Raw genomic sequence first — 18,148 nt, forward strand, 5'->3', positions numbered from 1 at the left:
AGAAATTAGGTCTTTCGTCTTATGAACGTTTAATTCGTACAGTGAACGGGCCGTTCCCTTCCACATTCTCGAATGTGACGGAAATCGGGTACGCATGTTTGCTGTGGACCGGGTTCTCGAGACGGATTGTCGTGAGACCGACAACTTCTTCTCCACTCATGAGTTCAAGTGGGAGTTGTTCCACATTCAAATCGTGAGCATAGCCGTTTCGGAGAAGGAGTGTCGTCGTGACACGTGTCTCTTCTTGCTCGACGGCGACGAGCATCATGTTGAACTCGTCTTCCGCGACCGGTGGTGTCGCAACGTTCGTGCGCATCACTTGTTGCCACGCTTCTGCCGAGAACTGTTCCATCGCCTCGCGTGAGATGGCTTGTAACGCGTCGATTGGGTTCATTTGGAAGACGAGACGAAGTGGTGCGGACGTATCGATCTCGCCAAATAGTTCATCCTGAAGAAAATCGAGGTAGACGGGCTTACTCGTCCACGGCTCGAAGTTCGGGAGCGCCGAACGTTCCAACACTTTTCGTCCGAGCGGCATGTTGTTCGCGTCGAGCAACAAGACCGGGAGTTCGTTGATCTCGAACGAACTCGGGAGCGTGTTGCGGAACAACGCAACAATCGACAAGTCCTGACCGAGTGACTCGGCGCTCAGCAGTTCGATCGAGAGCTGGTTGTCGAGGAGTGCAGGGAGTCGTTTCGCATGATAACGGAAGACGTACTCATCTTCTTTCGGGATCCCCATCTCATCATCGAAGACGAGCGTCAACCGACGCCCTTCTTCCGTTTTGCCTGTCTCGATTTGTTTTCGCTTACGAAATCCTAACATTACACTTCCTCCTCTGCCGTCTCGACGAAGTACAGGTCGAGCTGGCATAGTTCTACCGTCACGTCACGGGCGATGTTGACATACGTCTGTTCGAAGATGTCCAACCCTTCTTTGCTGAAGAGACGACTCGGATCTTCTTGGGCATAGCTCCGTAGACCGATTCCTTCCTTCAATCCGCTCATCATCGTCAAGTGGTCCGTCCATTTCGTATCGAGGGCACGAAGGAGCGACTCTTTCGTGAATAAGACGACGTCTTCTCGCGTAAGGCGCGCTTCTGTTTTTTGGATGATCTCTTCCATCCAATCCTTCAACGCTTCTTTCAACTCATACGTATCCGCGATGTCGTTCGACCAAGTCGGCTCTTGCATCGTCAAATAACGCAAATCTTCTTTTAGTTCGGCGACTGGCCACTCTTCCGGGACGAGTTCGTCTGACACATGCATATCGATACTGTTCTCGAGGGCGAGACGCATCATGCTGAGTACGTTTTTCGTGATGGCATCCGCATCGGCATTGACGGCCTGGTCGCGAATCGTATAGATGATGTTCCGTTGTTCGTTCAAGACGTCATCGAGCTTGAACAAGTAGTCGCGGATCGATACGCCGATTCCTTCAATCGTCGTCTGGGCGTATTCCACCACATCGATCGCTTCTTTTGACGAGACCTCACCTGTCGCGTTTGGCTTCAGTTTCTTCTCGATGCGTTCTAGTTTTTGTGCGGCATATCGTTTCACAATCTCATCTTCGAGCGAGACGAAGAACTCGGTCTCCCCCGGGTCACCTTGGCGTCCCGAACGTCCACGAAGCTGGTTGTCGACACGCTGCGACTCATGACGCTCCGTCCCAACGACGAATAGTCCACCTGCCGCTTTCGACTTCGCATCGAGCATGATGTCCGTTCCCCGCCCTGCCATGTTCGTCGCAATCGTCACTTTCCCGAACTGTCCGGCGTCGGCGATGATATCGGCTTCTTGTGCGACCGTCTTCGCATTCAAGACGTCATGCTTGATCCGTTTCTTCTTCAAATGTTTACTGATCGCCTCAGATTGCGCGATCGATGTCGTCCCGATCAAGACCGGACGTCCCATCGCATGCAACTCGTCGACTTTTTCCGTCACGGCCGCATACTTCTGCTCGATCGTCATGAAGATGCGGTCCGGATGGTCGATCCGTTTCCGTTCACGGTTCGTCGGCACTTGCACGACGTCCATGTTATACGTCTTCAAGAACTCTTGACGTGACGTCTGTGCCGTCCCCGTCATCCCGCCGACGAGCGGATACATGCGGAAGTAGTGCTGAATCGTGATTTCCGCCGTCGTCTTGTTCTCCTCGGTGATCGTGACACCTTCTTTCGCCTCAAGCGCCTGATGCAATCCTTCCGAGAGGCTACGTCCTTCCATGATGCGTCCCGTGAACAAGTCGATCAGTTCAATCTTGTCGTCACGGACGATATAGTCGACGTCGAGCTCGAACAATACGTTCGCACGGAGCGCCTGGACGAGATAGTGATAGAGCACCTGGTGCGACGCGCTGAACAAGTTGTCGATGGCGAACAACTCTTCGATTTTAGTGATCCCGGCTTCTGTGAACGAGGCCGCTTTCGATTCCAAATCGACTTCATAGTCCGTATCCTCAAAGCTCGAGATGACTTGTTGCGAGAGTTGTTTCAAGCGGATATGTGAACGGTCCTTTTGTGCGATGATGAGCGGCGTTTTCGCCTCATCGATCAAGATGCTGTCCACTTCGTCAACGAGGGCGAAATGGAACGGGCGCTGGACGCGCTCTTCCGGTTTCCCGACGAGGTGGTCACGTAAATAGTCAAACCCGAACTCGGTCCCGACCCCGTACGTGATGTCTGCCTGATAAGCGGCGCGCTTCTCGTCTGGCTCAATATCTGGCACGTTCAACCCTACCGTCAACCCGAGGAAGTCATGGATCTTGCCAATCTGTTCGGCGTCACGTCTCGCCAAGTAATCGTTCACGGTGATGACGTGGACCCCTTTTCCTTCGAGTGCCTTGACATAACTCGGTAAAGCGGCGACGAGCGTCTTCCCTTCCCCTGTCGGCATCTCCGAGATGTTCCCTTCGAGAAGGGCGAACCCGCCGATGAGCTGGACGTCGTAATGGCGCATGCCGAGCACGCGGACCGACGCTTCCCGGACGAGGGCAAACCCTTCTTCGGCGATGTCATCGACTGTCTTTCCATCCAAGAGGCGCGCTTTGAGCGTCTCCGTATATGTACGCATCTCGTCATCCGAGAGTGCTTGCATCGTTGTCTCTAACTCGTTGATTCGCGCGACCCGTCGTTCGTACGCTTTCAAACGCCGGCTTTGATCATTCGTTAATTGTTTTACAAATTGGATCACACTAATAGCCTCCATCTTTCTGTCAATTCATCTGTTACATACTCGTCTATTATAACGAAATTCGGGCGAATTCGGAGATTTTTTTACGAAAACTTCCTAAAAGTTGGTTTTTGAATTCTTAAAAACCTATAAATTTTGGTTAATTTTCAAAAAGTATTTGTAAAAATATTTTCAATTCACTATTTGAGACGGCGTGAGACCGTGTTACGATGAGAAAAACAGAACATTTGTTCGTAAAAAGGAGTGGTGACGATGCGCAGACGAATCTTTTGTATCGACAGCGTCTCGTTCTATGCCAGTTGCGAGTGTGCCGCGCGCAACAAAAATCCTTACCACACGAAGCTCGTCGTCCTCTCGAACTTGCAGGACAGCGGGGCACTCGTCCTTGCGGCGACCCCGAAGATGAAGCAGCTCGGCATCAAGACCGGGTCGCGTCGTTTTCAGATTGACCGCCTTCCGTGGCACGAACGGCGGGACGTTTTGTACGCTGAGGCGCGAATGAGTCATTATTTGAACGTCTCGATTCAAATCATCCACATCCTCCATCAGTTCGCCCCACCCGAAGCGATTCGCGTCTATTCGATTGACGAGACGCTCGTCGACATGACCGGGACGGAGCGGCTGTTCGGAAGTGACGAGCACGTCGCCCACCTCATGCGTGCGACGATTTTTCGCTATACGGGTATCCCCGTGACGATCGGCATCGGACCGAACAACGTCCTCGCCAAGCTCGTCCTCGACTTACATGCGAAAAAGAAAGGGGTCGCCACGTGTCTCCTCCACGACGTCGAGCGACTGATTCATCCGGCCCCGATCGAAAAGATGTGGGGCGTCGGGACGAAGATGGCGGTCCACCTGCAGCGGCTCGGCATCTTCACGATCGGTGACCTCTCCCGTTATCCGCTCGACGTGTTGCATGAAAAATTCGGCGTCATCGGGGCAGAACTGTGGCATCACGCCTGGGGCATCGACGAGTCCCCCACCATCTTGCCGACGAGTTCGTTGTTCGGGGCGAAACGGACGCGACCGAAGTCGATCGGTCACGGCATCACCCTCATGAAAGATTACGCGACGTATTCCTCAATCCGGCTCGTCTTACAGGCGATCGCGGTCGAAGTCGGGATGCGGACCCGGCAAGCGGGACTCGTCGGAGGGACGATTCATCTCGGGGTGCGCTATACGCGGACGAGTGACCGGGGTGGTTTCAGTAAACAAAAGAAGCTCCCCCGCTTCACAGCGGACGAGCAAGAGTTTCTCCCAATCTTGTTGCAGCTATTTTTAGACGGCTGGGAAGAGACAGAGGCCGTCCGTTACGTCTCGGTCGCCCTCGGAAAGCTCGAACCGCGGAGCGACCACGTCCAGTTATCTTTTTTTGAAGACGAATGGGCGAAGGCGAAGCGGCTCGACTTTCTCGATTTGATTGACGGCTTGAACGTCCGGTTCGGTCGCGGCACGATCCGACCGGCATCGAGCCTACTAAAAGACAGTCCGCTCCGGACGCGCCAACGTTTAATCGGCGGACATAAACAAGGAGGCGATTCCTCATGAGCAAGACCCGCTATCGTGATCGGGGTGAATTGAAATGGATCCCATTTCTCATGCCCGAGCACGTCGCCCTACTGAAACGTTATTATGCCCAAATCCAAAAGATCGAGCTACCCGATTTGGACGAACAACTCCTCTATCTGTGGCAGACCGAGCTCGAACGGGCCATCCGTGAAGGTGACCAGGTCGAATTGACACTGTTCGTAGATGGTTTGACGACAAGCATGCGCGGTTACGTCCATGCCATTTATTACGCAGAACGAGAAGTCGAACTGTTCGACGGCGAAGTGCGCCGCGTCCCGTTCGGTGACATCTTGTCCGTTCGTTAAGACGCCTCGATCGCTTCCTGGGTCGTCTCGAACGTCTCGATTCCGTCTAGCAGCCCATAGTGAGCAAGCGTCGCACGGACCGATGACGACAGGTGCGCGAAGATGACGTGCCGGTCGGCCGCTTTCAGTTCAGTGACGACACGACGCAGTTCTTCGACCGCGGTCACATCGATGACCGGGCAGCGGTGGAAGTTGAAAATGAACACGTTCGGCTCCCGATGGATGTGATGGAGGACGTGCTCGAACAGCTCGACCGCACCGAAAAAGAGGGGACCTTCGACACTGAAGACGATTTGCCCGTCTCTTGTGACGTAGCGTTCCGTCCGTTCACGTACGTCAATCGTGTCTGCCATCCGCTTCGCGAAGAGCGCGAGCGCACAGATGACTCCGACCTCGACGGCGACGACCAAGTCGACGAATACCGTCAATAGTAACGTGACGAGTAAGACGAGCGACTCAGATGAGCGATGACGTAACATCGCCATCACGTGATGACGCTCGGACATGTTCCAAGCGACACGCATCAAGATTGGGGCGAGTGCGGCGAGGGGCACGTAACTCGCGAACGGCGCGAGGACGAGCACCGCAACGAGGACCGTGATTCCATGAATGACACCGGCACGTCGGCTGACCGCACCCGCCTGGATGTTCGTCGCCGTCCGAGCGATGGCACCCGTCGACGGGATTCCACCGAAGAACGGCGTGATCACGTTCGCAAGACCCTGTCCGAACAGTTCCTTGTCCGGCTTCATCTTCGTCCCTGCCATCCCGTCGGCGACCGTTCCTGAAAGAAGTGACTCGAGCGCACCGAGGAAGGCGATGGCGAACGCGGATGGAAGGAGCGTCGTGACTAGGTCTAGGTCGATTGCGAGCCAGTTGACTGTTGGCAGTCCACTCGGGATGCCGCCGTATGCACTTCCAATCGTCGCGACCTCACCTGGGATGAGGAGACTGACGAACGTCGGGACGAGCATCGCCATGAGTAAAAGCGGTAGACGGAACGGCAATTTTGGTACGAGCCAAAGCGTCAAAAAACCGATCCCGGCAATGACAATCGGCCACATCGATGCGTCAGGCAACGCCTGACCGAGACGAAGCAGATTCTCGTGAAAATGTGGCGCCTTCTCAAACGTGACCCCGAACAACTCATCGAGCTGGTCGACGAAGATGACGACGGCGATCCCTGCCGTGAAACCGATCGTGACGGCACGGGGCATGAAGCGGATGAGTCGTCCGACCCGGAGTACGCTCATGAGGAGCAGTAACACACCGGCGAGGACGGTCGTGACGAGTAACCCTTCATACCCGTATGCGAGAACGACACCCGAGACGATCGGGATGAACGCCCCCGTCGGTCCGGCGATTTGGAACGTCGAACCTCCGAACAGGCTGACGAGGATCCCAGCGAAGATGGACGTGTAGAGCCCGTATACCGGTGGGACCCCAGAAGCGATGGCGAATGCCATGGCGAGCGGGATCGCGACGACACCGACCGTGATCCCGGCCGAGATGTCCTTTTGCCACATCTCACGTGTGGAGAGTGAGTCTTGCATCATACATTCCTTCTTTCCAATCAGTTCAAAAGCGAGTTTAGTGTACGCCTGTAAAGAGGGCTTGTAAACGGGTTGAGAAAAACATTAACAGAATGTACAAAGAACAACATCCCTCTTTGAATGTTTCTGTATTCTTGCGTATATACGTTTTGAAGATTGAAGACATTTTAGGACTTTTTAAGAGCACCTGAGTAATTTGGTTTATTTTTACTTTTTGAGTATTTTTATGGTTATTATTATTTTCTTTTATGCTATTCTTTTTCTGTACCACAATATACTTGAAATGGGGAATGAAGATGAAGCGTAAGTCGATGATCTCAATGGGGTTAGCTGTAGGATTGTTAGCACTCGGGGGAGCTGCTCAGGCAGGTACAACATATTCAAACTATGACACCACAGTCGCATCGTTTAACGGAAGTGGATACACAGGGTATCAGACAAAATCTTCTTCAAATGCTTCGGGAACACTTGTATCAAAAACAGTTGGCGGGTCTTATACTGTCGATGCAAGAATGACTGCCTCTTCTGGTACAGGTTCTTGGGTTCGCTCTGTATCGGATAATGAGACTCGTTCATTATCAAATTCAATCTCTTCAGGGAGATCAACACGTGTCCAATTCAGTAACGATTTGACCACACCAGTGAGTGTTCAAGTCACAGGTCAATGGAAGAGTAACTAACGATAATAAAGCGCGGTTTCGTTCTAAACGAACAATTCCGCGCCTTTTTAATTCATACAATTTTCTCAAGCTTGCCACGGTTGATTCGATAGACATCCTCACATAAGTAATCGATATCCTCTTGATTGTGACTCGTCATTAAAATCGTCTTCCCTTCTTCTCGAAAAGCAAGTAATAGTTCACGTAACGATTCGACACTATCATGGTCTAATGCATTGAACGCTTCATCCAAAATCAAGATGTGTTGGTTTTCCATAATCGCCTGTGCGATAGCAAGTTTTTGCTTCATTCCAAGCGAATAGTTTTTCACTTTTTGTGAATTGTCTGGGTTTAATCCCAAAATCAACATTGTTTTTCGAATTGTCTCTTCATCAATCTGATTTTGAATTTGTGCTAGTTCTTTTAAGTTTTCAAATCCTGTCTTATTGGCAATATAACCTGGACGATCGATAATCATACCGACACCTTTCGGGAAGCGCTGCTCTTTTCCAATTTGTTTCTCCTCAACGTACACTTCTCCATGATCAGGGAACACAAATCCACACATCATTTTGAACAAGACGGATTTGCCAGATCCGTTCGGTCCGACAATTCCGACAATCCGCCCTTGTGGAACAGTCAAATCCACCGCATCAAATAACAAATTGCCTTTGTAGGATTTCGTTACATTTTTTAATTCGATCACTGCAGTCATATTCATCCTCCTCATACATGCAAACTTCTTCTTAACAACAACGTAATCCCGAGCATCAGTACAATCAGTGCTCCAAGCAACTGTATAAACACGGTCCACATCGAAGTAGACTCAAGAACGATTAACGCGTTCATTCCAATCGGTAACCAGTTGACTTGCAGGCCTGGAAATAAAAATAAAGACAACAGACCGATAACGGTCGGTACAACATATACTTCTCGAATCATCCAAGACAGCATGAAGCAAAGCAACGTATACACGAGGCACTGCAAAACAGTACTCACAAACAGAAAACCTAGGATGCTTGTAAAGGGATACCCCTGATGAGTTTGATGGACGTCAAATGGTACATTCGACAGAAACGCCATAAGTAAGGTTAGTCCAATTAAACTGAGTGTAAGGATTGAGAAGAACACAGTCTCTTGAAGGAAAATATTGCGAAACCAGCGATGCGGACTCTTATAACGAATCAACTTGTAATGACTAATTTCCAAAAGTTCTCGCTGCATGCGAAGTTGACTCATATAAGTTGCCCCAAAAAAGAGAATCACATAGGACATAAAGGACAAATAGGAAAAATAATCTGCCCCCACTCCAATGAAGGTTGCTACGATCGCTTCATCAGCCGTCGCCCCTTCTCGACTATTCAAAATTCCATTGTAAGAAATATGAAGGATCGCCAACCCGGCATATAAAAGGTATGCTCCGCTCCCGGTCCATTGCTTCCAATCTATTCGTTGAATCGTTGAAAGTTGACGGAACAGCAGCCCTTGACCCAAGATTATTCCTGTCAGGATGAGCGCAGCCACAATCAAATTTGAATACGAAACGGACGTCATTGAAATAGATAAATATGTCGTCGGCGACAGAAATGAGAATTGCTCGGGAAATAGTTTAAATCCTACGATCCCGAGTAAAAATGTGAAGATTGCCTGTGTGTATAACCATCCTTTTTTAACGTGAAGGAGAAAGATTCCAGCTAACGAAAAATGAACTGTCGTCAGGAAAAGGAACCATAGACAAAGTTGAACGGGTAACGGGTACCAAGGAAGCGAAAAGCGACTTTGCAATACACTCGTCGCATTGACTTCGGTGACCATCTTCGTGTAATCACTCCAACCAGCTTCATATGGCAGTCCAATCATCATCAACGTACTGAGTATAAACAACACGGTAAATAACGGTGCGGCCTCTACAAAAAATAGTTTTAGCGTTCGGTAAATCCAAGCTTGTGGAGTCAATATTCGAATGAGTACCTCATGACGATACTCCCGAATCAGAATCCCAACTGATAAAAATAACATGACAGGAAAGACAAAGTACGTCAGAAGATACATATCCGTCATAAGGGCATAAAATCCGTCCCATACATTCACCTCAACCTGATTCAAACGTACCGTGTCTAATATCTGTCGTTTTACTCTCAAACTATAGAGAAAGATGATGACCCCAACAAAGAGCCAGCTCCTTTTTGTAAATTCATTCATCAATCGATCAACGACCATCATTTTTCCTCCTCAAAAACTCCACTCCCGGCGTAACCGTAGATGGAATAAATAGATGCCGACACCAATGGAGAGAAAAAGAAGGAAGGGCACGAAAATTGTCCAAATCGGATGTGCCGTAATATTAAACGGAAATAGTGTGCTAAGTGGCGAGAATTGCGGAACCTGAAAAATCCCTGCCACAAAATTAAGAATATGGTATGCCAAAAATGGGATAGAGATGGCTACAAATAAGTTGTCGAGTATCAAAATCAACAGATACGCCATCGTCGCATACAACGACCCGTTCACACCAATCCAGACAGCATAAGAGAATCCATAGAGCATCGGATGAATCTCTTGCAAAAAGGAAAATGTCGTAGTCGGGATCACTACTCCGTCTGTCACAGCGGTGTACTCAACTAAATGGAATAGAGGTTCCACGTACATGACAAATAAAAACGTCATGAAAATCATGGAGAATAGTACGATTCCGCTCAAAATCGCATTAACCAAACCTTTCGCAACCAGATACACAGATAAATCGATACGTGTTCGTGTGTACGTCAAAAAATTGTGCCGATATTCAGCCAAGATATTTGGCAAAAAGATTAAGATGGCTAGCACCGGAAACAGCATGGCAGGAATGGTAGATACACTTTCTTCAAACACCTCGATCGGGTCAAAGAACTGATACCGATCCCGAATGGTCATAAATTGCACGAACGGCATGATAAAAATGATACCGATGTACACCGTGAGAGAACGAGGTGTCCATAAATTAATGAATTCACGTCGAATAAGCTGCTTCATTCGTTAGTCCTCCTTTTTCGTGGAGACCAATTGATTGGCCATCCAATAACCGAGCACGTTCAATAAAAATAAAAGCGCAAGACTCCACACGTTCAATCGTCTGTTTATATGTAGATTGATCACACCCCATACCATCGATAAGACCAGATAAATCGTCAATCCAATCAATAAAAGGAAACTACCGATTTTACGTGGATCAATGACATCGATGACAACCAGCAATCCGTTCTCTAAATATGAGATTTCATTCGAGATGAGTCTCACAGCACCCGACCACCGCTTATCATCTGAGAAGACATGTTCAGAATTGCTGTAGTCTGAAATCGTCACACCGTGAATCAATCGACTCGTCTCGAGAATGCCTTGACTCATTTCTTCATCTGTTGAAGATTCATCAATATTCAGGTATACGGCATCCGCAAACACCAAATCATAACGCCCACCAATGACAATCGACGTGATGAACAGGAAAATCGATACGATCGCGATGCTAAATCCGATTTGAAGCAGTTGCTTCGCAAAACGATTTTGTTGAATTTGCATCATATGAATGATGGATTCAGCTTGCTCAGCCCCTCCAAATCGATTGAATGCAATGCGAGTGGCGTCTGACTCTGAGTGACCTTTAATCATCAAATCATGAATCGACTGCTCTAAATGAGTTCGCGTCTCCTCTTTTAACTCAATGGTTTCTTGAAGGCGCGGGTCTGCGTTTTGATAGAGTTCGTCAATGTAATCATCCACGTGCTTCAAACGGATCACCTTCTTCATGTAAAAATAGGTCCATTAATTGTTTCACAAGACGCCATTCCACTTTCTTTCGTGCCAAGACGGCTCGTCCATCTGTCGTGATCCGATAATACTTCCGTCTTCCCCCTGGCCCTTGCTCATCTCCCCAATAAGATTCCACACTCCCTTTTTTCTCAAGACGTTTTAAGGATAAGTAGAGTGTCCCTTCCTTCAACTCGAACGCTTCATCAGTACGTGTGTGTACGACTTTGGCGATTTCGTAGCCATACATATCCTGATTGTTGAGTAACGACAGAATCATCGTATCGATATGACCTTTCAGCATTTCTTTATCGATTTCCATAGTGCCCTCCATTCATCACCTAATTCAACTTACCTAATTTTCCCATGCTAATACCTTGTTATGCAATGTATTTTTGTTTTTGAGTCTTATGGGTACATCAACATTAAAAATCAGATGAAAATCGAGACCATTGGGCATAAAAAAAGAAGACAGGGTCACTGTCTTCCAACACTTCATCACATTTAATTCGTCGGAGCCTCTACGACTTGATCGCCATCTTCCGCGTCTTTCGCCAAAAACTTCACGTGACGACCGAACAGCCACATGACGACGAGATGGGCTTTCGCCTGTGTCTTCGTATAGAACCACCACGGAAGTGCTGGTACGAACTCATGGATGGCGACGAGTCCTTCATCCGATTCTGGTAAGCGTCTGAACTCGAGACGACCTGTCTTGTCCTCTTCACTCAATTTGACGAACTTGCCCCCATCAATCGCAAAGGATGCCATATCGTCTGTCGCTTCCTGTTCAAGCGATAGATGAAGCGCGACGAATGACGGATCGAGCAGCGCGATCTCCCAATCGTCGTCTTCTTTCGTCGTCTGAATGAGCGGATACATGAAACGACCGAGCCATTCGAAGTACGTGTCCGCCATCCAAAGCGCCGACTTTTCTTCCGGCAGACCAAACCGCTGAATCGAGCGGACGGTGTATGACTTTGGCTGCTTTTTCTTCTTGCCGCCTGAGGATTGTTTCTCTTCCTCTTCAAGCGCATGTTCGACAGCCTGTTTAAACGGAATCTCTCCCTGTCCGATGCCTTCGACGGTATCTTCTGCCACCATCGCGTGCCCCATGCTCTCGACAAGCGGATAGACGGTCGCCTTCGGTTCACCCGTGACCGCCATGACCCACAGGCGCGACAGTTTGATTGTCGGGAACGGGAAGTCAATCAAGACGCGACGCTTATCCATGACTTCGGCCGTCTGTTCGATCATCTTCCGATACGTCATCACTTCGGGACCCCCGATGTCGATATGACGATCATAGAGCGATTCGGCACCGACGACCGAGATGAGTGCCTGAACGGCTTCTCGAATATCAATCGGATGTGTCTCCGTCTTCGTCCAACGTGGCAAGATCATCGACGGCAACCGTTTGACGAGTTTCGCTAAAATCGGGAACGACGAACCTTCCGGACCGATGATGAGCCCCGCTCGAATCGTTGTCACCGGCACCCCTTGTCCGCCGAGAATACGTTCGACCTCGAGTCGACTCTTCAAATGACGTGACAATGTCTTCTCTTGTTTTGGAATGATGCCGCTCAAATAGACGATTTGCTCGATATCGTTTGCCTTCGTCGCTCGGGCGAAGTTATCGGCGATGAGCGCATCCATGTCCTCGAACGTCGCCTGCGTCAAGCCACCGTCCGGAATCATCGAGTGGACGAGGAACATCGCATAATCCGCGCCCTCACATGCCTCACGTGTCTGCTCATACGAGAACAAGTCACACGCACGCCACGTGATATGGGCTTCATCTTCTTTATTTTTCGTCGATCGCGATAATGCAATGATGTCATACTCTTCTTTCAGTTGCTCCATCACGTTCGAGCCGATATAGCCGCTCGCCCCCGCAATGACAATCGTTTTCCGCATAAAGCTCACTCCCCTTCATTTTCACATAGAGGTAATGTACCCGTCTTTTCGAAAAGATAAATCAGTCTAAGTATGTAGAGCCTGTCCGTTCGATTCGTAATAAAATGAGAATAATTAGAAAAAGGAGGAATATTCATAGGATTTTGGTATTTTCTTTTGCTTGGGTTGGGAATTCCCCTCGTCGTGAGAGGGGTTGAGAGTAGCGCGAAACAAGGTGGATTGATTTTAGTTGGGCTCGTGATGGTCGGGGTATCGATATTCATGTTCCAAGATGGGGCGCTGATGTAGTAGCGAGCTGGTTTGAGCAAATCACCGGTCGATAAGTCACATTCTCGAGTAATCGCGAGGTCCATTGACAACCTTTTAACGTCTTCAATCTTGAATTGATATGGAAGGAGCTCGACAATGAAACAGTTCAAACGAGTAGGTGTCCTGGCGTTATTCGCCTTGATTGGATTTGCTCTTTTCCATTATGCGACCGAGTCGAAGACGGGTTCCGCTGCATGGACGACAGAAGCTGCGACACATCACTTCAAAGATATCTTAGAAGCGCAGCGAGAGGCGATTGAAGCGCATACTCCTCTTGAAAATATCGAGCGAACGAAACTGTCACACGAAAATGACGTCGTCCGGCTTCTACTCGGCCAGCGGGATTGGGTCGAGCAATTCCACTATACGATTCAGGAGGTACAAGTGGATGAAAAAGGTGGACTTCTATACGCAAACGCGTATGTGACAAGAAATCTTCAATTTGAGAGTGGTGTCACGACCGGGCTTGGTGACGAGATGACGATTCAATTAAGATCTCCGAATGAGGCAATCGAAGAGGTGGAGCTCGAAAATCATAGCGTGACACAAGCAGGCCAACCCTTTTTCAAACGCTGGATCAGTCGAGTGTTTGACTGAACAAATCCCACTTTCCGATTGGAGAGTGGGATTCTTTTTAAAACGATAACTCTAAACCAGTACCATCATCAAGAAGTTCTCCGTTTTTAGCGGTATAGTCGACACGAATCTCGGCTCGCTTCAGGATGTCGTTCTCTTGTAACGCAGACATCCACATTCGAACGCGTTCTTCGTCATCAGCTTTCGGCTCTCGATGAAGCGTCAATAAGATTGTCGGCGACACGTCGGCTGTCTGATAGGCGATTGGATTTGCCGAGGAGACATCGAGTTGTCGGATACTTTCTTCGTCATATAGGACGACATAGGTGACGTCTGCACCAAACGCCGTATCAATCGAATCTTCAATCGCCTCTGTGACCGCATCCTCCCATTTAGATGAAAGAAACGTATCAACGATTTCTCCGGTCGACTCATCCTCGTAGACATAAAACTCCGTTCCCGTCACCGAATCCATCGCAATCGCCGCATATTCAAACGGAAAGTTACCCATGTTGTCGAATAATACGTCCTCTGTCAATTCAGCATCTTCGAATCGTTCGGCTACATAAGGTTCGGCCATCTTGATCACGTTTGCTTCCTCATCGGGATCTGGTTGCATCGACCGATAAAAGGCAAATACCAACCCCGCCACCCCAATCACAATCACGCCAAATCCGACCAAAAGCCACTTCAAGTAACGTTTCATGTCGACTCCTCTCATAACTGTTTGTTCATGGCGATGGACGCTTCTTGGAATCCGAGTCGTTTATATAATCGCTGTGCGTCTGGATTCGTACCGAATACACTTAGTCCAATGGATGTTGCGCCAAGTTCTTCTGAAGCTACTCTTTCAAGTTTCTCAAACACCGCTGTCGCATATCCTTGTCCACGGTACGTCTCTTCAATCAAAATATGATAAATGAAGACGCGTTTCGATTCAGCTTGAAACGCATACCACAAAATCCCGACACGAGTGTCTCCGTTTATCACATGAACAATCGTCTGTCCTTCCCCGGGTTGATTGTCTGGGAAGAGACCTCGAATCAATTGTGTGGATTCCTCTTGCGCTAACACTATTGGAAGTTGATAGTTGCGCGCGACATCGTTTGCATAATCGTCAATCAACCAAGTCACATAATGCGAGACTTCTTGTTCCGTCATCTGATCAAAATGAATGGTCATTTGTTTACCCCTAATCGTTTTCACCTAGTGTAACATACAATTTCTGGGATTTTTAATCTTAGTGAAGTTCAGGATTTTGTAAGGTTACCGCATACAACATGTAAGATGCTCCCTTCATACTCGGAAGAGGAAATTGAAAGGAGATAATCACATGACAGCAACACCTACAAACGAACGAATCAATGTTCTCGATACCCTGCGAGGCTTCGCCTTATTCGGGATCATTTTTATTAACATTCTGAGTTTATTACGTCCGAGCGACCCGAACACCATCATGGAACATTACTATGTATATGCCCTGCACATCTTCATCGATGGAAAGTTCTTTATGATTTTCTCATTTTTGTTTGGTGTCGGATTCTACCTCTTTATCCATCGAGCAATAGAACGCGGAGATCGCGCCTACGTTTTATTTACGAAACGATTGCTCCTCTTACTCGGCTTCGGCTTGATCCATATGCAATTTCAGCCGGGTGAGGCGTTGACGATTTATGCCGTGAGCGGGCTACTCCTCCTGTTTGCATACCGCCTTCCTCGGTCAGTCAATTTGATTCTAGGTCTGATCGGACTAGCTGCCCTCACTTATACCGGGACGAAACTGTTGATGCCACTTGCTCTCATCTTGCTCGGGCTTGCAGCGGGTCAGTATGAGGTGTTTCGTCGCATCAATACGCACCGGGTACGTTGGCAAATTGGACTAGTCGCTACCGGTATCCTCTCTGCCGGATTTGTATGGCTACAATATACGAATTTACCGAGCTTATCGTATTTCAACGTCGGCTACACCCCGACTAATGAAGAAATTCAAGCATATATCCGTATGCTCGACTATTCGAATTGGTCAGCTCCCTTTTTAGCGGCGTTCTATGTCACCGTCCTTGTCAATATGAGTCAACTACGGACGGCACGTTCCTGGTTCGCCCCACTTCAAGCGTTTGGTCGTATGGCGTTGACGAATTACTTGCTTCAGACTGCACTTATGATGACTGTTTCTACATTCGGACAGACGTTCACAATGATTGAAACAGGACTATGGGCAATCGTCATCAACGCCGTATTGATTGTATTCAGTATGTTATGGCTTCGCCGTTTCACGTACGGACCGATGGAAAAGGTATGGCGACTTGGGACGTACTCTCGCTTCGGACAAGGCATCCTATTGCCAAAATAATATAATGTTGAGGAAGAACGACTGTTAAAAGTGTTCTTCCTCTGCAGATTCTCTTTCATACAATTGATGGTTTGAGTGGGTTAGAAGAAACTAGTTGGTCATTACCTTATTCAGTAACACGAACTAAAGAAACAGAAAACCATTCGTCTAAGTAGCGAATGGTTTTCTAGGTTTAATTTAATGCGTCTTTGGCAACTTCATTTGTCGGATCTAGAACAAGAATTTTTTTCGCGATGGACTTTGCTTGTTCATCACTTACAATCTTTTCTGGGACGATATTCAGAAATAACATGTTCTCTAAACTTTTCACATCTGCACCGTCGGTCAAATCCACGGCTCTTTGGGCATGGTATGAGGAAGAGGCATAAGCTCCTTCAATGTGAGAAAGGGGCTGTGATAGGACTTGAAAAGCCAAATCATGTAATTTATCGTTCTCCGTTTCCAATAACAGATAGACGAGTACGGAGTAATTCGACAGATTTTCATTATCATACGCCAAAGTTAATAGGTCGTTTTTAAATGTTTCAAAATCAGTAGTTTGATAGATGTCTTTTACTTCTTTAAAACGGCCTGACACAATTAAAGTTTCTAAATTATTTGACACTGTTTATTCACCTACGCATTGCTTATTTCTATTTCTCCATGTACTCTCTGAAAGGTTACGGTTTGAACGTTCATTGATATAGTTTTTATGAGCAAATCCGTAGGCCGACTCTTTTCATGTCTTCGGAGCCCAATTGTTTTCAAATCCATTTTGAACGGCATAGTGATACAAATGAATGAGTTTCGATTCTTTGTATGTAGACATGTATTCTGCCGTACGCAGTTCATGATTTCGTTCTACCAAATTGTAGAGATAATCGATATTCGCTAATCGATTATTTTTACTCGAATTACATGTCGGGCATGACAGCACAAAATTCCATAAGACATCATTTTGCATATAAGACCAAGGAATGAAATGATCAACGTGAATCTTCTTTACAGGTTTTAGGCAATAGAAGCACATTGAATGCCCGTGGCTTAATAGAATTTGTTTGAACTCCTCAAGCGGTTGACGGGCAGACACAAACTCCAACTTACTCAAAATTCGTTCCATCGCATCTTGGGAATTGTACTTTTCTAAAAACACAGCTAACTGATAGTTTGTCACGTTCATGAGAACGCGCTTATATTTTCCAAAGAAAACGACATACGCTGGAACGAGTTAAATCCACTCTTCTTTTCGATTGAAAGAGTAAATCGTTTCGTTAAAGGAGCGATAGAAAGAACCATATACGTATTTTTTATAAAACTGATTCACATTCCGAATCAATTGATTTTGTTGATGTTCTGGTAAGCGGTCGAAGTTCCAAACAGATGGAATGTTGTGTTCCCGTGTTTGTACGTGGTCGTATGAAAAGCGTTCATCAAAAATTGTTGTGTAAAGCGCCATAGGTCTGATTCGGTTAAATATATATCTTTTGCCTCAGCGACACGTGAACTACTCGCCACTTATTTGTTTTACAAATTGAAGTGGGAGCTTCTTGGGAAGACCGTGCTCTTACCAGCCACGGTTATGGACCAAGCTCGTCGGGCAGTCCCTGCCCTGAATGGTTGTCAGTCGGCCAACATCAACAGGTTGATGCTCGCATTGATATCTCGATCATGTTGCGCGCCACAAGCACACGTCCATTCGCGGACATCTAATTTTTTCTTCTCGCCTTTTACTCCGCAAGTGGAACAGATCTGCGTCGATGCGTACCAGGGGTCTGCCTTGATGAGCGTCCGTCCATAGAAGTTTGATTTGTACTCGAGTTGACGGACGAACTCGTACCAACTGACATCTGCAATCGATTTGGCGACCTTGTGGTTCTTCATCATGTCCTTCGACTTCAATGTCTCCACGACGATGACTTGGTTCTCGTCAACGATCCGTCTCGACAGTTTGTG

The 18,148-nt window shown here is 47.7% G+C and carries 19 protein-coding genes; 5 read left to right on the forward strand and 14 right to left on the reverse strand.

The features are described from left to right. Positions 1–19 precede the first annotated feature (19 nt). Together KNO87_RS12345 and secA2 are read right to left on the reverse strand one after the other, a co-directional pair. The gene (locus KNO87_RS12345; protein ID WP_214795499.1) at positions 20–826 is read right to left on the reverse strand and encodes an SLAP domain-containing protein; all 807 of its coding nucleotides are present in this window, start codon (positions 824–826) and stop codon (positions 20–22) included. Further along, entirely contained in the window at positions 826–3,192 is a 2,367-nt protein-coding gene (secA2, locus tag KNO87_RS12350; RefSeq protein ID WP_214795497.1) for an accessory Sec system translocase SecA2, read from the reverse strand. The genes KNO87_RS12345 and secA2 overlap by 1 nt, the downstream gene beginning before the upstream one ends. Before the next feature lie 252 nt (positions 3,193–3,444). On the opposite strand from secA2, the gene KNO87_RS12355 reads away from it, so the two are divergent. Then, entirely contained in the window at positions 3,445–4,740 is a 1,296-nt protein-coding gene (locus KNO87_RS12355; protein ID WP_214795495.1) for a Y-family DNA polymerase, read from the forward strand. Continuing rightward, positions 4,737–5,066 carry a YolD-like family protein gene (locus KNO87_RS12360; protein ID WP_214795493.1) on the forward strand — a complete coding sequence of 110 codons (330 nt, stop codon included), beginning with the start codon at positions 4,737–4,739 and terminating at the stop codon, positions 5,064–5,066. Before KNO87_RS12355 ends, KNO87_RS12360 begins: the two co-directional genes overlap by 4 nt. Here the strand turns inward: KNO87_RS12360 and KNO87_RS12365 are convergent. After that, positions 5,063–6,619, reverse strand: a complete 1,557-nt coding sequence (locus KNO87_RS12365) for a SulP family inorganic anion transporter (RefSeq protein WP_251126819.1) — start codon at positions 6,617–6,619, stop codon at positions 5,063–5,065. The two genes, KNO87_RS12360 and KNO87_RS12365, sit on opposite strands and share 4 nt — an antisense overlap. Before the next feature lie 296 nt (positions 6,620–6,915). Between KNO87_RS12365 and KNO87_RS12370 the strand changes: the two genes are divergently transcribed. Beyond that, positions 6,916–7,299: a hypothetical protein gene (locus tag KNO87_RS12370; protein WP_214795489.1), complete on the forward strand. Its 384-nt coding sequence runs from the start codon at positions 6,916–6,918 to the stop codon at positions 7,297–7,299. Between the two features lie 52 nt (positions 7,300–7,351). Here KNO87_RS12370 and KNO87_RS12375 read toward each other — a convergent pair whose 3' ends face one another. The 6 genes from KNO87_RS12375 to KNO87_RS12400 all read right to left on the reverse strand — a co-directional run bounded on the left by KNO87_RS12375 (position 7,352) and on the right by KNO87_RS12400 (position 12,978). Continuing rightward, positions 7,352–7,993, reverse strand: a complete 642-nt coding sequence (locus KNO87_RS12375; protein WP_214795487.1) for an ABC transporter ATP-binding protein — start codon at positions 7,991–7,993, stop codon at positions 7,352–7,354. A gap of 11 nt (positions 7,994–8,004) precedes the next feature. Next, positions 8,005–9,498, reverse strand: a complete 1,494-nt coding sequence (locus tag KNO87_RS12380; protein WP_214795485.1) for a hypothetical protein — start codon at positions 9,496–9,498, stop codon at positions 8,005–8,007. A gap of 12 nt (positions 9,499–9,510) precedes the next feature. Next, positions 9,511–10,290 carry an ABC transporter permease gene (locus tag KNO87_RS12385; RefSeq protein WP_214795483.1) on the reverse strand — a complete coding sequence of 260 codons (780 nt, stop codon included), beginning with the start codon at positions 10,288–10,290 and terminating at the stop codon, positions 9,511–9,513. Positions 10,291–10,293: 3 nt separating this feature from the next. Further along, positions 10,294–11,034: a permease prefix domain 1-containing protein gene (locus KNO87_RS12390; RefSeq protein WP_353047462.1), complete on the reverse strand. Its 741-nt coding sequence runs from the start codon at positions 11,032–11,034 to the stop codon at positions 10,294–10,296. Then, complete coding sequence (locus tag KNO87_RS12395; RefSeq protein ID WP_214795479.1) at positions 11,027–11,383, reverse strand: PadR family transcriptional regulator; 357 nt, start codon at positions 11,381–11,383, stop codon at positions 11,027–11,029. Before KNO87_RS12395 ends, KNO87_RS12390 begins: the two co-directional genes overlap by 8 nt. 182 nt (positions 11,384–11,565) lie before the next feature. Next, a complete protein-coding gene (locus KNO87_RS12400) occupies positions 11,566–12,978 on the reverse strand; it encodes an NAD(P)H-binding protein (protein ID WP_214795477.1) in 1,413 nt (470 codons plus the stop codon). 405 nt (positions 12,979–13,383) lie between these two features. Between KNO87_RS12400 and KNO87_RS12405 the strand changes: the two genes are divergently transcribed. After that, entirely contained in the window at positions 13,384–13,884 is a 501-nt protein-coding gene (locus tag KNO87_RS12405; RefSeq protein ID WP_214795475.1) for a hypothetical protein, read from the forward strand. Positions 13,885–13,921: 37 nt separating this feature from the next. Here the strand turns inward: KNO87_RS12405 and KNO87_RS12410 are convergent, their stop codons facing one another. Beyond that, complete coding sequence (locus KNO87_RS12410; RefSeq protein WP_214795473.1) at positions 13,922–14,569, reverse strand: hypothetical protein; 648 nt, start codon at positions 14,567–14,569, stop codon at positions 13,922–13,924. 11 nt (positions 14,570–14,580) lie between these two features. After that, a complete protein-coding gene (locus KNO87_RS12415) occupies positions 14,581–15,045 on the reverse strand; it encodes a GNAT family N-acetyltransferase (RefSeq protein WP_214795471.1) in 465 nt (154 codons plus the stop codon). 151 nt (positions 15,046–15,196) lie between these two features. Here KNO87_RS12415 and KNO87_RS12420 point away from each other — a divergent pair, with 151 nt between their 5' ends. Continuing rightward, entirely contained in the window at positions 15,197–16,216 is a 1,020-nt protein-coding gene (locus KNO87_RS12420) for a DUF418 domain-containing protein (RefSeq protein ID WP_214795469.1), read from the forward strand. A 172-nt stretch (positions 16,217–16,388) separates the two neighbouring features. On the opposite strand, the gene KNO87_RS12425 is transcribed toward KNO87_RS12420, so the two are convergent. The 3 genes from KNO87_RS12425 to KNO87_RS12435 form a co-directional block, all read right to left on the reverse strand. Then, complete coding sequence (locus tag KNO87_RS12425) at positions 16,389–16,820, reverse strand: hypothetical protein (RefSeq protein ID WP_214795467.1); 432 nt, start codon at positions 16,818–16,820, stop codon at positions 16,389–16,391. 114 nt (positions 16,821–16,934) lie between these two features. Further along, positions 16,935–17,375, reverse strand: a complete 441-nt coding sequence (locus KNO87_RS15585; RefSeq protein ID WP_214795465.1) for an HNH endonuclease signature motif containing protein — start codon at positions 17,373–17,375, stop codon at positions 16,935–16,937. Positions 17,376–17,815: 440 nt separating this feature from the next. Further along, the coding region (locus tag KNO87_RS12435; protein ID WP_214814654.1) for an RNA-guided endonuclease TnpB family protein at positions 17,816–18,148 on the reverse strand (333 nt) is incomplete at its 5' end.

Origin of the sequence: Exiguobacterium sp. s34 (genome assembly GCF_018617435.1) — a bacterium.
GTDB classification, from domain to species: Bacteria; Bacillota; Bacilli; order Exiguobacteriales; family Exiguobacteriaceae; genus Exiguobacterium; species Exiguobacterium aestuarii.